Below are 15,096 nucleotides of genomic sequence, written 5' to 3' on the forward strand. Positions count from 1 at the left end.
TTCTTATTTTTGTTTGTAGAAATCTGACAGTCCGTCCATATTCGGGAGGATGAACTGTTGGTTTTGATAGTACAGCAGGTCCCTTTGGGAGAGACTTTTGCAGGCACGGGAGACATTCTCCCTGGGTGCTCCGACAAAATCTGCCAGCAGGGTCATGGTTAGTTTTACCTGGATATGTACGCCGTCTTTTTTTCTCACTCCAAAGTCGCGCCCCAGTTTCCAGAGCTTTGCGGCAATTTTTCTCTCCAGGAGAAGGCTGCCGCTGGTGTTTTTCAGCTGATGGCTGAGGCGCCAGATATACCTTTCATACTCTGTCATGACCGCTTGGGTCAGACAGGGATGACAGATCATCAGTTTCTGGAAATTTCTGAGCGGAATTTCCAGAATTTGTGCAGACTGAACTGCTTCGCAGAAGACGGAGACAGGTCTTTGGCTGACAATATTGTGGTTCAGAAGATGGCCTTTTCCCAAGATAAACAAAATCTTTTTGTTTCCATGTTTGGTTAAATTATAGACCATGACCTCGCCTTCCAACAGAAGATAGACCTGTTCCTCATAGATTCCGGCGTGAAAGATGATTTCTCTTTTGGAATATTCACAGAGACGTCCTAGATTTAGGAGGGTCTGAATGATATCCTGCGGGAGATCTTTGAAGAAAGCCGAAGTTTGCAGCTGCTGAATGCTTGATGTGTTCATGAAATCCTCCTATGTGAAAGTGCGGCAGACGATCTGATTTCCCAGAGCTATAAAAGGGCATGGCACCCCTGTACACTGAGGGTAATAAAAAGAAAAACATTTCGCTGTGATATTTGTCACAATTTCATAGAAAAAGTTCTGCCGCACAGTGTATGAAAGTTTTCTTTCAATATAGATATTTATTAATACGTTCATTATATGGTATGAAAGAAAATAGAGTCAAGGAAGTAGGAGTGCAGATAAAGTTGAATTTTTTTCGTCAGTTCCCAAAAGGGAACCAAGTTGCAGCCTCCAAAACTGAAAAAATGGTTGTCTTCCCAATTTACAGATGCTATAATAAAAAACAAAAATTCATGGATAAGCATACCTCCTGCCACCGGGTAGGGGGAAGGAATGCCTGATTGTCTGGCGGTAGGTCTTAGAAGCCGGACAATCAGGCTTTTTCTGTCTGAAGAATACATCCGGGTGTTCCGAGGCACTGTGTCATTGTGGGCAACGGCGGACCGCTGCCGTGCGGCTGATCTGAGAAAGGGGAGGAAAAATGAACGGGTTAAAGAGAGAATACTTCAAATATATATCTTTGAATATTATGGGAATGCTGGGATTGTCTTGTTACATTTTGGCGGATACCTATTTTGTCTCCAATCGGATGGGAACAAATGGGCTGGCAGCTTTGAATCTGGCTATAGCAGTATACAGCCTGATTCACGGCACGGGGCTGATGATCGGCATTGGTGGTGCGACCAGATATACGATCAGCAGGTCTCAGGGGAAAACGCGCCGGGCATCAGAAGCGTTCTGGGACAGCTTGGTGCTGGGAATGGCAGCAGCAGCTTTTTTTATGGCAGCAGGCGTCTTTGGTGCGGAGTTTTTCGCGAAGCTTTTGGGGGCGAATGAAGAGATTTTGCCGTTGACAGCGGTCTACCTCAGGACGATTTTGTGTTTTTCACCATGTTTCATATTGAATAATATCGTACTGGCATTTGTCCGAAACGATGGCTCGCCAAGATTGTCCATGACGGGGATGATATGTGGAAGCCTGGGAAATATTGTACTGGATTATATATTTATGTATCCTCTGGGATGGGGAATGTTTGGCGCTGCGTTTGCTACAGGACTTGCGCCTGTCATCAGCCTTAGCATATTGTCGACGTTCTTTATCAAAAAGAGAAATCACTTCCATCTAATAATCCACAGGGTAAGGTTTGGGACAGTCAGAGATTTGTGCGGCCTGGGCAACTCTGCTTTTATCAATGAAGTCTCCTCAGCAGTGGTTCTGATTGTGTTTAATCTCTTAATTTTACGCATCTCTGGAAATGTGGGGGTGGCGGCTTATGGAGTTGTGGCTAATTTAGCTTTGGTGGCTGTGGCTGTCTTTACCGGAACGGCTCAGGGTAGCCAACCACTCATCAGTAAAAGCTACGGAAAGGGAGAAAAAATTCAAGTTCGTGCGTTTTACCGGTATGCGGCTGCCACAGCATTTGTTTTGGGAGCTTTTATGATCCTGGTGGTATACATGAATACTTCGAACTTTGTGGAGGTCTTTAACAGTGAGCAGGACGAAAAGCTGGCAGTTCTGGCCTCGGAAGGGCTAAGATTTTACTTCCTGGGATTTTTCTTTGCAGGTATCAACATCGTCACGGCAGCGTACTTGGGAGCTGTGGAGAATGCGAGGGCGGCTTTTTTTGTGGCAGCTTTTCGAGGAACGCTGGGGATTCTCATCTTTGCGGTTGTGTTGGGACTCTGCTTTGGAATGAAGGGAATCTGGCTGTCTTATCCAGTTACGGAGGGAGTCACTTTCCTGGGGATTTTGACCGTTGGAAGAGGGAATTTTCAAAGAATTGACAATCCATTTTGATTCCTCTATACTGGATATCAGTGTGTGATACGAGAGTGATGCAGACAATGAATTTAAAGGGGGAGTAACATAACAGGTGAAAGAAATAGCAAAAGAAAATAAAATGGGGGTCATGCCGATTCCCAAACTGTTGATGACAATGTCTCTGCCGATGGTTATTTCTATGTTGGTACAGGCCTTGTATAATGTAGTCGACAGCATGTTCGTTGCACAGCTGAATGAGAATGCTCTGACGGCGGTCTCGCTGGCGTTTCCTATTCAGAATCTGATGATCTCAATTTTGACAGGAACAGGTGTGGGTATTAACGCACTCTTGTCAAGAAGTCTGGGAGAGAAAAAGTTTGACAAGGCCAATCAAGTAGCGATGCATGGCCTATTGCTGGCAGGATGCAGTTATTTGATTTTTTTGATACTGGGAATTTTTGGCTCTCATGCATTTTTTGCGGTGCAGACTCAGGATGCTCAGATTTTGGGGTATGGTACTGACTATATGAGGATTATCTGTATCTGTGGTTTTGGAATTTCGTTCCAGGTAATTCTAGAAAGGTTACTTCAGTCCACAGGACGCACGATGTATTCTATGGTCACTCAAAGTGTAGGAGCGCTGACCAATATTGTCCTGGACCCAATTATGATTTTTGGACTATTTGGTTTTCCGAGGTTGGAAGTCGCAGGCGCGGCTCTTGCCACAGTGACCGGGCAGACAGTGGCAGCGATATTGGCTTTGACGTTTAATATCAAAAGAAACCATGAGCTCAGATTTTCGTTCCGGGATTTTTCTGTATCAGGTAGGATCATTCGGGAGATCTATTCGGTGGGAATTCCTTCTATCATTATGGCGTCGATTGGTTCGGTGATGACTTTTGGAATGAATAAGATATTGATCGCATTTACTTCCACGGCGACAGCAGTATTTGGAGTGTATTTTAAGATTCAGAGTTTTGTCTTTATGCCGGTTTTTGGACTGAACAATGGAATGGTGCCGATCATTGCCTATAATTATGGCGCCAGAAAAAATAAGCGCATTATGGAGACCATACGGGACAGCGTGTTTGTGGCAGTGGCGATTATGCTGGCTGGATTGGCAGTTTTTCAGCTGATGCCAGATAAACTCCTAGGAATTTTTAATGCCTCCGAGGAAATGATGTCCATAGGAGAGCCAGCTTTACGCATCATCAGTGTGAGCTTTCTCCTAGCTGGTTTTAATATTGTGAGTTCTTCCATATTTCAGGCTCTGGGTCACGGTGTGCTGAGTCTGATCGTGTCGGTGGTAAGGCAGCTTTTTGTGCTACTGCCTGTGGCATTTTTATTTTCGCGGACGGCGGGATTGCAGGCGATCTGGTGGAGTTTTCCGATCGCAGAGCTTGTCGCGTTTGCGCTCTGTGCGGCCTTTTTGAGAAAAATTAAAAGGACGAAAATTGATCCTCTGGGACAAAATCACTGAGAGGTCTAGCATCTTTAGAAGTGTTCACTTTGTTCAGTCATGTATCTGAATCTGGTAAATTTTAGGGCCAATGGCTGTGTGTCGGAATTTTATTGGGTTCAGTTTCATGGCTGATTTTTTTGCATGATAGGAAAGAACTTGTCACGCTAATGTATGAAGATGCCTTCCTATCATACAAAACGAAAGATCGCACTGCAGAGGAAACTCAGTACGTTATGAACGGAATGTAAAACTTTCTTAAATTATCGGAAAATATTGGAAATTTGGCGGCAATAAGTGTAAGATGGGTATATAATAACTTGGAAATGCAAAAGATGAAAGGTACAGGGAAATCTGACAGGACCTTGAAATCTTCGGCGGATACTGAGAGAAGAATGGAGGCAATTATGAAGTCTTTGAAACTGAGAGATAATTTTTATTGGACTGGGATTGTGGACAAGGATTTGCGAGTATTTGACATCATCATGTATACGGAGTTTGGTACTACATACAACTCGTATGTGATGAAAGCGGGGGATAAGACAATTCTCTTTGAAACCGCGAAGGAGAAGTTTTTTGATGATTATCTGGAAAAATTGGAAGAGATCACTGAAGTGACGAAGATTGACTATCTGGTAGTCAATCATACAGAGCCAGACCATGCGGGTAGTGTAGAGCGTCTGTTGGAGCTGAATCCGGGACTGAAGATTATTGCGACCGGTTGTGCGGTTGGGTTCTTAAAGGAAATCGTGAACGGAGAGTTTACAGCGATACCTGTAAAAGACGGACAAAGAATGCAGATCGGGGATAAGACCCTGCGGTTTTTGATTGTGCCGAACCTTCATTGGCCGGATACCATGTATACGTATATCGAGGAAGAACAGATTTTAGTGACTTGCGACTCTTTTGGTTCTCATTATGGCTGTGAGACATTGATGAGCAAGGTGACAGACCAAGAAGGCTACATGAGGGCGACGAAATATTATTTTGATAATATCATCGGGCCTTTTAAAGCCTATATGAAAAAAGCATTGGATCGTATTCAGGAGTTGGATATCTCCATGATCTGTACAGGACATGGGCCAGTTCTGGATACAAAGATTGATTTTATCATACAGACTTATCGAGAGTGGTGTACCGTTGTCAATCCGAATCCGAGAAAAACGGTTATCGTCCCGTATGTAACTGCCTATGGATACACGGGAATGCTTGCTCAGGAAATTGCAAAGGGAATTCGAGACAGTGGAGATGTAGATGTGCGTTGCTATGATATGGTAGAGGCAGATCAGGAGAAAGTCCTGGAAGAGTTGGGATTTGCTGACGGAATACTCTTTGGAACGCCGACGATTGTGGGAGAGGCTCTGAAACCTATCTGGGAGCTCGTGACGTCTATTTTTGCCGGGACCCACGGCGGAAAGCTGGCCAGTGCTTTTGGCAGCTACGGCTGGAGTGGAGAGGGAGTTCCCCATATCATTGAGAGGCTAAAACAGCTTCGTATGAAGGTTGTTGATGGACTTAGAGTGCGGTTTAAACCGAGTGAGGCCGATCTGGTAGATGCGTATGAATATGGCTATCAGTTTGGCTGCACACTTCAAAATAAAGAAAATCCTAAGAAAAGATCGGCCAGAAAAACCCTGGTAAAATGCGTGATCTGTGGGGAGATTTTTGACTCGTCGGTAGAGGTCTGTCCGGTGTGCGGTGCAGGCAGAGAACATTTTGTGCCGGTTGAGGCAGAGGAGACGGCCTATCACAGAGATACGAAGGATTTTTATGTGATTTTGGGAAACGGAGCGGCAGGTTTTCAGGCAGCTAAGGCGATCAGAGAGAGGGACCGTACAGGTTCTATCTTGATGATTTCCAATGAACCTTACTCTGCTTACAATCGTCCCATGCTGACGAAATCAATTATGGCCGATCTGCAGGCTGATCAGATCGCCATCGAGAACCAGCAGTGGTATGAAGAGAATAATATCATTCAGGTTCTCGGAAGAGAAGTTATCGCTATTGACACACAGAGTCAGGAGGTGGAATTGGAAGACGGCACCAGGCTCAGATACAGTAAGCTGATCTATGCGTTGGGCTCTGAGTGTTTCATTCCGCCTATTCCTGGAACGGATAAGAAGCAGGTGGTGGCCATCCGAAGACTGAGCGATACACAGAAGATCGCAGCCCTTTTGCCGGGAGTAAAGAATGTGGTCGTGATTGGCGGCGGCGTTTTGGGGCTGGAAGCAGCTTGGGAGCTGAGAAAGGCAAAGTGTAAGGTGACGGTGCTGGAGCTGTCCCCGCAGCTTATGGGACGGCAGCTGGATGAACCTGCCAGCGAGATGCTCAGGTTAGCCAGTGAGAGCCAGGGAATTGAGATTTTGACTGGTGTCCAGATTGTAGAAATTCAAGGGGACGATAAAGTTACCGGAGTGTGTCTGGGAGATCAAAAGGTACTGCCTGCGGATCTAGTAATTGTATCCTGTGGTGTAAGAGCAAATGTAGGAATTGCCCAGAAAACTGGGATTCAGACAGACCGAGCCGTCCTGGTGAATGATAAAATGGAGACTAATATTTCGGGAATCTATGCCTGTGGAGACTGTGCAGAATACCAAGGTATCAACTATGCGATCTGGCCTGAAGCCTCTGAACAGGGCAAGGTGGCCGGTGCAAATGCGGCGGGAGATGATCTGAGCTACAATCCAGTTCCAGCAGCTTTGAATTTTCATGGTATGAATACGGCCTTGTATGCAGCGGGGGACAATGGCAAGAATTCCAATTTGGTCTATAAAACTGTGGAGTATAAAGATATGGCTAAGAAGCAGTATCAGAAGCTGTATTTTCTGAACAATCGTCTGTGTGGAGTAATTCTGATCGGGGATGTGAGCAAAATGGCAGAATTGTCTCAAGCGTTGGAAGAACATGCTCCTTATCAGAAAGTGATGAGATAATAAAATAACTTTTATCTGCGAGACCTGTGCCGGAGACCGGCACAGGTCTTTTTATGTAATAGCAAAGACGTGGTCACGCTAATGCGCGAAAGTTCTCTCCAATTACTTAAACGCTTCGCTATAGATACGCACGCAGTAATAAGGTAGTGCAGCGCAGAGCAGTGTTGTGGCGGCATACAAAGAGAGCTTTGCATCTCAAAGATTGAGGGGATGGGAAGCGGAAGTGGGTTTGCTCACTTTGTTCTTTTGTTGGAGAAATGTAAAAGAACTTTAATATTTTTCATTCTTTTGTTATAATTAGAAATGAGAAAAAAGAAAGTGTGTGAGAGCTATGAAAAAAATCTTGGTAGCTGATGACGATTATTTGTTAAGAGACTTAATAAAAGATATACTGGAAGAGAAAAATTATGAGGTGTTAGAGGCTAAAAATGGGCAGGAGGCTGTTGAGATTTTTAATCAGAATCCTGAAATCTCACTGGTGATACTTGATGTCATGATGCCTCAATACGATGGCATGGAAGTTCTGAGGAGAATCCGGCTGCAATCCAATGTGCCGGTTTTGATACTGACAGCGTTAGGAGATACGCAGAATGAGCTGAGTAGCCTTCGCAGTGGGGCAAATGATTATATGGCGAAGCCTTTTCATCCAGAAGTGTTGCTGGCCAGAGCAGAAAATTTAATGCGGATGGTGAGGAATAAGTCAGATAGCCATTTACAGGTTGGAGAGGTCGTGGTAGACGAAAAAAAATGCCGCGTTTATGTGAGGGGAAAAGAAATCAGCCTGACACATAAGGAATATCAGCTGTTGGTCTATCTGATGCAGAATAGGGATATCGTGTTGACAAGGGACCAAATTTTGGAAAAAGTGTGGGGATTTGATTATGAGGGGGACATACGTACGATTGACACTCACATTAAAATGCTTAGAATGGACTTGAAAAGCTGCGGCAGTTACATACGCACAATTCGAGGAATGGGGTATACTCTGAGTTCGGAGGGATAAATTGTTTAATTCTTTGAGAAAAAAATATGCGTTGACGGGAGTAGGTTTAATCCTGGCCTTTCTATTGGTTTCTTTGCTGCTGAATGGGCTGCTGAAAGAACCGTTTTTAATCTGGGAAAATCACCGCAAAATGGAGGCTATCTGTGACCAGATTCAAAGGTGGATGAGAGAAGACCGAGAAGGATTACAGAAGAATATTGAAGAACTTGGGTTTCAGGAAAATGTGAAAATTAGTATTTTTGGTGAAGACTATCAGATATTGGCAACGACCCAGTTACGAGGTGAGCGGGAAAAGAGCGTAAAAGAGAAGCTGGTGAAAAAATTAAAGGCTATTCGGGATATTCTGGACAAAGAAGGGGTTTATTTTCGGAAAGATGAGCGGAAAGGTCGAAAAGATCTTTCATATCTGGTACAGGTGGAAAAGGCAGGAAGTCTTGGATATGTGGTTGTGAGGAAGTCCATCCCGGGTATTCAAAAGAATATGATGCTGATGGATTTATTTTATGTGCTTTCTAGCTTAGTTACTTTGGCAGCAGGCAGTGTGATTATTGTGTGGCTGGCAGGTAAAATGGTACGGCCATTGGAGAATATGAATCAGGTCACACGGAGAATTGCGCAGCTTGATTTTGAGGAGAGCGTTCAGGTAAAATCCAAAGACGAGCTGGGGACTTTGGCAGCTTCGATCAACTCCATGTCAGATCAGTTAAAATTCAATATGGAAGAACTGCAAAAAGAGTTGGAATTTCGAAAAGGAATGCTGCGAAGTCTTGCCCATGAGTTGAAGACTCCGATTGCTGTAATCGAGGGATATACGGAGCATATGCCATACATCGCGGAAAGTCAACCGCAGAAATTGCAAAAGTATGTGGATGTAATTGCGAAAGAATGTGTCAGAATGGACCAGATGATTCGCGAGATTTTGGAGTTGTGCGCATACGAGAACCGGGAAAATATTGTTCAAGTCACAGCATTTTCGTCAGGGATTTTTCTGAGAGAATTGGCACAGCAGACCTGGGAAGAGTTTTCCAGAACAGTGGAGATTTTAGATGAGATTGATGGATATATAGCCGGCGATTATCAAATGCTTCAAAGAGCGGTGTACAATTACATTAAAAATGCTGTCTTTCATAGCAGGGACGCGGGTATTATTCGCCTGACGGCCAGAAACGAGGGGCAGAATTGGATTTTTTCTGTTTATAATAGTGGGAGTCATATAGACGAGGCAGAGTTGGAGAAAATTTGGGAGGTGTTCTATAAATCTGACCAGGCCAGAACGAGGGAGCGGACGAGCTGTGGGATTGGCTTGGCTATTGCAAAAGAAGTGGCCCATGCACATCGAGGCAGGACCTGGGCTAAAAACATGACAGACGGAGTTGAGTTTTATCTGTCAATCCCCTCAAGTAGCGTGGACAAAAAGGGAGGCTGACAATTTTTTATAGTGAGAATAAGTGTGAAATAAGTTTTAAATAAATATTATGAAAATATTTCACATACATTACACAGTGTGATGCTATATATGGATATAGATCTGATTTCACAGAGAGTCTTTGGAAGGAGTAAAAGTCTCTCTGTGAAGCGTGCTTATTATGAAATGACTGGTGAGGGAGTAAAATGAGACAAAAATGGAAAAGAGCACTTGTCGCTTTTGCTGTGTTTGTGAGCTTGATGGGGCAGACAGTATTTGCGCAGGTGGAGGAGCCGGTGTCCACAAAAGGGGAGATGGACGAGCCGGCAGAGAATTCACAGAGGGTAAAGGTTTCTTCGGAATGTGGACTGGTAATGGATGTGGGAACACAGACAGTTTTGTATGAGAAGAACGGAGAAGAATTACACTATCCGGCCAGTATCACAAAACTTTTGACAGCTTTGGTAGTGATGGAACGTTGTGAGCTGGATGAGACTGTGATTTTTTCTCACGATGCGGTTTATGAAGTGGAGTCGGGTAGCGGAAACAATCAAGGATTTGAAGCAGGAGACAAGCTTACGGTGGAAGACTGTCTCTATGCAATGATTTTAGAGTCCTCTAATCCAGCAGCTAATGCGCTTGCGGAACACACGAGCGGAAGTCTAGAGGCTTTTGTCAACGAGATGAACCAAAAGGCGGAGGAGCTGGGCTGTGAAAACAGCAATTTCGAAAATCCCTCGGGGCTGAACGATGAGGCCCAGAAGACCACAGCGTATGATATGGGGTTGATTTCCAGTGAAGTATTTAAGAATGACACTTTGAAGGAAATATGCTCCGCTGAAACTTATCAGCTTCCGCCGACTTTAAATCAGACAGAGGGATATCTTCTGCACATGGAGCATAGACTGGTAAATGGTGAGGAACAAAAAGATGACCGATGGGATTTAGTGGCAGGAAAGACCGGCTATACTACGATGGCAGGGAATACCTTAGTGACGTATGCCGAGGAGGATGACAAACAACTGGTCTCAGTGGTGATGCAGAGTGAACAGACGCACTATGAGGATACGAACAATTTATTAAACTACGGATTTGATAACTACGAACGGTTGGTTGTGGCAGAACGGGAGAAACAGGCGGAGATCCAGGCTGCGGCAATTGCTGCTGCTGCGGCTCCTACAGATACCGGAGAGAAGACATCACAGGTTACTCAAACGGCTGAGAAGTCTTTGGACACGGCGCTGATTTTAAAGTTTGCAGTGGCAGCGGGCGTTGTGCTTGTCATCCTCATTCTTTTGTTTATCAGTCATATGAAGAAAAAAGAGAGGGAGCGCAGAAGAAGAGAAATGCTGATGCGCAAGAGAAGAAAGCGGGCAAGAGAGATGCAGATGCGCCGGCAGCAGGACTACCAAATGCTACGGGTTTACGAAAGGTCAGGGAGATAGATTCCTGGCCTTTTTAGACGGATTTTGCCGGAAGTTGCGATGAAATGCGAATTGAAAAAAAAGTAAAAAATTTTTATAATGAGTAAGAACATCAGAAATTCAGGGAAGGTACTGAAGAGAACAGGGGGAAGTTGAGAAATTGAGGAGGAAAGCAAATGCATATGATATCGCACGGACACGATGAGAATAAGGGGTCAAAGACATACGCTGTACAGCAGGAAGAGAAGATAGGAGCTAGTACATGTGCGGATTGCAGAATTCACGGCTGTTGGGAGGAAAAACCTAAAAAGCTTCCCGGGAACTGCCCGGGGCGCAAAAAAGAACTTTTGGAATATTCTCTAAAGGAGTACCAAAAATCGGAGAATCATCGATTTTTTGTGACTTCTTCTGAAATTGAGAAGATGGGATATGGACAGTGGACCAGAATCCGGGAGACCATAGAATTCTGTAAACGTATGAACTATAAAAAGATAGGAATTGCTTTTTGTAAAGGTCTGAGGGAAGAGGCCAAGGTGCTGGTGAAAATATTTCGCAGACATGGTTTTCATGTTGTGGCGGTTATGTGTAAATCGGGAGGTGTTGACAAAGCCCAGACTGGAGTTGAGGAGGAGATGAAGCTTCATCCAGGAGAATTTGAGGCTATGTGCAACCCAATTTTTCAAGCGACACTGTTAAATGAACAGGAGACAGATTTTAATCTTGCGGTTGGGCTGTGTGTAGGCCACGATTCACTTTTTTATAAGTATTCAAGGGCTATGGTGACGACAGTAATTACGAAAGATAGAGTGTTGGCGCACAATCCGGTGGGAGCACTGTACTGTGCAGAAAGCTATTACAGAGAAAAATTATAAAGAGAAGCTTGATTCCTCCAAACCGCTTCCAGGTCGGGACGGTTTGGAGGAAAGTTTTTAATTTTTTAAAATCAACGCGATAAATACTAGGTCAGTATCCCCAGTATTTTCCACGCCATGGCCGTGACCATCTTCACAGAAAGTCACATCGCCAGCTTCCACAGGAATGAGAGAGCCGTCGTCATTGTAGACTCCTTTTCCTTCCAACAAGTAATAGGTCTCGGTTTCTCCATGGTGTTCATGGTAGCCCAGAGCGCTTCCTGGTTCGAGAGTGACTCTTGAGAACATGCGGCAGTGTTGGCCTAGTTCCTTTTCAGTTAATAATCCTTCTTTTAACAGATGCCCTTTTCCAGGAGCTTGTAAGGGAACATCGAGTGTCGTGCGTTCAGTTGCTTTTGTCAATGGTAAGTCCTCCTTCTTGGTAAGTGATCGTAACAGTTCAGCCTGACACTGTCCCGCGAGGCGTCACGCTGCATTTGCAGCGGGATCCCGAGGATTGCAGGCGCCAGACGGAGAGAATCGCAGTCTGTGTGCATGCATTTGTGACAGTGAAGCCGAAAGGCTGAAAACTGTTACAAGTGATCGTAACAGTTCAGCCATAACAGCTCGGATTCGCTGCTGCGCAGCTTATATCGCCGCGTATGCGGCTAAATCCTCGCTTATGGCTAAGCGCCATATGCCTGATCAGTGCAAAACTTCTCTGCAAGCAAGCTTGCTCTGAATTTTTGTTCTGATCAGTCGCATGGCTGAATGGTTACGAGTAATCTTTTCGGATTATTATATCATTCGGGTAGATGTGGTGCAAGTCAATGAGCGTTGACTTTGGATGTTACATAGGTATATAATGAGGGTCATGATTTCGAAGAAAGGATGGCGCCATGTGAAAGGCAGGTGCCGAAAAATAAAGGACTATGCGTAATCAATTGACGAAAAATGACGTGGAAAAGATAAAAGAAGAGATTGAGTACCGCAAACTGGTGGTTCGTAAAGAAGCGCTAGAGGCGGTCAAGGAGGCAAGAGCCCATGGGGATCTCAGTGAGAATTTTGAGTATCATGCGGCGAAAAAAGATAAGAACCGTAATGAGAGCAGAATTCGTTATTTAGAAAGAATGCTGAAGACTTCTGAGATTGTTTCTGATGAGTCGAAGGACGACGAGGTGGGCCTGTTCAATACGGTGGAGCTGTATTTTGAAGAAGACGATGAGACGGAGAAGTTCAAGGTGGTGACATCTGTGAGAGGAAATTCTTTGAAGGGGTTAATTAGCACGGAATCTCCGCTCGGAAAAGCGATTATGGGAAAGAAGACTGGAGATCGGGTAGAGATTAAAGTCAGCGATAGCTACAGCTATTATGTCGTGATTAAATCCATTGAGAATACCCATGATGACGGGAGCGACCAGATTCGGAAATATTGATGACAAAAAAGGCTGCCGTGCAGTTTGGTTTTCGGTGCAGATTTCGTTGACCAAATTGTGAGGCAGCCTTTTTTATGTGATAGAAAATAGCTTATCGCGCGGATGCGCAAAGTTTTTTGGAAAACAGAATTATTGGATTACATGAATCCATCCTTCTGGAGCTTGAATCCGACCCTGCTGAATTCCGGTCAGTGTCTCGTACAGTTTTTTAGTCACTGGCCCCATCTCGCTCATTCCACTTGGCAGGCAGATTTCTTTGCCATGGTCTACAATTTTTCCCACTGGGGAGATGACAGCGGCGGTACCGCAAAGACCGCACTCTGCAAAATCTTTTACCTCTTCAAAGAGGACTTCACGTTCTTCCACTTCCAGGCCCAGATATTCTTTTGCTACGTAGATCAAAGAACGGCGGGTGATAGATGGCAGAATCGTATCAGATTTCGGGGTTACGACTTTGTTATCTTTAGTCACGAACAGGAAGTTTGCTCCGCCGGTTTCCTCTACTTTTGTTCTTGTAGCAGAGTCCAGATACATGTTCTCGTCAAAACCTTGGCGGTGAGCATCCATAATTGCATAGAGGCTCATTGCATAGTTCAGTCCGGCTTTGATGTGTCCAGTTCCATGTGGCGCTGCACGGTCAAAATCGCAGACACGAATGGTAATCGGTTTTACGCCACCCTTGAAATAAGGGCCTACAGGAGTACAGAACAGGCGGAACTGGTATTCATCCGCAGGTTTTACGCCGATTACAGCGTTGCTTCCAAATATATAGGGACGCAGATATAAGGAGGCACCGGAACCATAAGGAGGCACGTAAGCTGCGTTGGCAGATACCACTTGAGTCACTGCGTCAATAAAACGATCTTTTGGAAATGGAGGAATTTCCAGTCGGAGAGCAGAATTCTCCAGACGTTCCGCATTTAAATCGGGACGGAAAGTTACGATATGTCCGTCTTCTGTGGTGTAAGCTTTCAGACCTTCAAAAACTGTCTGAGCGTACTGCAGAACACCGGCGCATTCATTGATGTGTACTGTAGAGTCTTCGGTGAGTGTGCCTTCATCCCAAGCGCTGTCCTTGTAATTGGATACGTAACGTTTGTCTGTCGGCATGTAAGCGAAGTCAAGGTTACTCCAGTCGATGTTTTTTTTCTCCATAATATCCTCCCATCTGCCGTTTGAGAAAACACGGCATTTTTAATAAAGTTTTTTCAATCATATTTAGCACAGACGTGCGCGGACAATTGGGACAAAGAAATGTATTGTCTTAATCTGAAAAAGTAACACGTCAATCCACTGCTATTCTCACATTATAAAACTTTTTTTCAGAGAGTGCAAATAGTTCTTGGACTTTCAGCACATTTTGCTTCCATTTGCGATTAACTTGAATTTGAGTCCTAACACCTGAGCCGCTTTTTGACACATGGCCATTCGCTTTAAAAAAATTTCAAAATAATCCATGACAGTGCTGATGGAGTCATCTAGTTCTAAGTCCATCTGAATGACTTTTTTGTCAGTGCATACTTTTATTTTTGCTGATAGTACAGAGTAATTGACTCGGTCATGGGAGTCAAAGTTGGCAATGATAGGATTTCGGACACGGTTACGCCGCACATCCGTTTTGTCTGCGAGAATCAAAGCAGCGCTTATTTCATCAATAGCAGTTCCGGTCTCTTCATCGTGATGACCGATTGCACTGGCTACTGTGATGGCGTCTTTTAAAGGCATTCCCAGACCTTTGAGAAGTTCGTAGGCCAGAATAGCGCCGCTGTGTGCATGATCATTTCGATTGATGCTATTGCCAATATCATGCAAATACCCTGCTATTCTAGCAAGCTCAATTTTGTGTTTGCTGTATCCGAGATCTTTTAAAATTTCTCCGGCAGTGTTGGCTACCTTTAAGGCGTGGTGCTTGGAATGCTCGGTATAGCCTAGAATTTCTAGGATAGCGTTTCCCTGAGTGATTAAGAGATTGATTTCCTCATTTTTTTGTATCTCTTTGTAGGAGATTGTTTGATCATTTTTCATATTTCATTTCTACTCACGAGAAAAGGAAGAATTGAGGAATCT

General features: G+C 44.4%; 12 protein-coding genes. 8 read left to right on the plus strand and 4 right to left on the minus strand.

Annotated elements, in window-relative coordinates; translation table 11 throughout:
• Positions 1 to 3 precede the first annotated feature (3 nt).
• Positions 4 to 696 carry a Crp/Fnr family transcriptional regulator gene (locus BLHYD_RS02560; RefSeq protein WP_005947361.1) on the minus strand — a complete coding sequence of 231 codons (693 nt, stop codon included), beginning with the start codon at positions 694 to 696 and terminating at the stop codon, positions 4 to 6.
• Between the two features lie 541 nt (positions 697 to 1,237).
• Between BLHYD_RS02560 and BLHYD_RS02565 the strand changes: the two genes are divergently transcribed.
• From BLHYD_RS02565 to BLHYD_RS02595, 7 genes are all read left to right on the plus strand, one after another.
• On the plus strand, positions 1,238 to 2,554 hold the full coding sequence (locus BLHYD_RS02565; RefSeq protein ID WP_005947366.1) for an MATE family efflux transporter: 1,317 nt from the start codon (positions 1,238 to 1,240) through the stop codon (positions 2,552 to 2,554).
• Between the two features lie 76 nt (positions 2,555 to 2,630).
• Entirely contained in the window at positions 2,631 to 3,998 is a 1,368-nt protein-coding gene (locus BLHYD_RS02570) for an MATE family efflux transporter (RefSeq protein ID WP_005947368.1), read from the plus strand.
• 386 nt (positions 3,999 to 4,384) lie between these two features.
• Positions 4,385 to 6,910: an FAD-dependent oxidoreductase gene (locus tag BLHYD_RS02575; protein ID WP_040350506.1), complete on the plus strand. Its 2,526-nt coding sequence runs from the start codon at positions 4,385 to 4,387 to the stop codon at positions 6,908 to 6,910.
• A gap of 331 nt (positions 6,911 to 7,241) precedes the next feature.
• Positions 7,242 to 7,913, plus strand: a complete 672-nt coding sequence (locus BLHYD_RS02580) for a response regulator transcription factor (RefSeq protein WP_005947371.1) — start codon at positions 7,242 to 7,244, stop codon at positions 7,911 to 7,913.
• A 1-nt stretch (position 7,914) separates the two neighbouring features.
• Entirely contained in the window at positions 7,915 to 9,339 is a 1,425-nt protein-coding gene (locus tag BLHYD_RS02585) for a sensor histidine kinase (RefSeq protein ID WP_021844386.1), read from the plus strand.
• Positions 9,340 to 9,524: 185 nt separating this feature from the next.
• Positions 9,525 to 10,763: a D-alanyl-D-alanine carboxypeptidase family protein gene (locus BLHYD_RS02590; RefSeq protein WP_005947374.1), complete on the plus strand. Its 1,239-nt coding sequence runs from the start codon at positions 9,525 to 9,527 to the stop codon at positions 10,761 to 10,763.
• 155 nt (positions 10,764 to 10,918) lie between these two features.
• Positions 10,919 to 11,614 (plus strand): DUF1847 domain-containing protein, encoded by a 696-nt coding sequence (locus BLHYD_RS02595; protein ID WP_005947376.1) that lies wholly within the window; start codon positions 10,919 to 10,921, stop codon positions 11,612 to 11,614.
• Between the two features lie 57 nt (positions 11,615 to 11,671).
• On the opposite strand, the gene BLHYD_RS02600 is transcribed toward BLHYD_RS02595, so the two are convergent.
• Positions 11,672 to 12,016: a cupin domain-containing protein gene (locus BLHYD_RS02600; protein ID WP_021844387.1), complete on the minus strand. Its 345-nt coding sequence runs from the start codon at positions 12,014 to 12,016 to the stop codon at positions 11,672 to 11,674.
• A 509-nt stretch (positions 12,017 to 12,525) separates the two neighbouring features.
• Between BLHYD_RS02600 and greA the strand changes: the two genes are divergently transcribed.
• Entirely contained in the window at positions 12,526 to 13,029 is a 504-nt protein-coding gene (greA, locus tag BLHYD_RS02605; protein ID WP_005947380.1) for a transcription elongation factor GreA, read from the plus strand.
• Positions 13,030 to 13,158: 129 nt separating this feature from the next.
• Here greA and BLHYD_RS02610 read toward each other — a convergent pair whose 3' ends face one another.
• On the minus strand, positions 13,159 to 14,184 hold the full coding sequence (locus BLHYD_RS02610) for a branched-chain amino acid aminotransferase (RefSeq protein ID WP_005947382.1): 1,026 nt from the start codon (positions 14,182 to 14,184) through the stop codon (positions 13,159 to 13,161).
• Between the two features lie 195 nt (positions 14,185 to 14,379).
• Positions 14,380 to 15,054 carry an HD domain-containing protein gene (locus BLHYD_RS02615; protein ID WP_005947384.1) on the minus strand — a complete coding sequence of 225 codons (675 nt, stop codon included), beginning with the start codon at positions 15,052 to 15,054 and terminating at the stop codon, positions 14,380 to 14,382.
• Between the last annotated feature and the right edge of the window lie 42 nt (positions 15,055 to 15,096).

The organism is Blautia hydrogenotrophica DSM 10507, assembly GCF_034356035.1.
GTDB lineage: Bacteria > Bacillota > Clostridia > Lachnospirales > Lachnospiraceae > Blautia_A > Blautia_A hydrogenotrophica.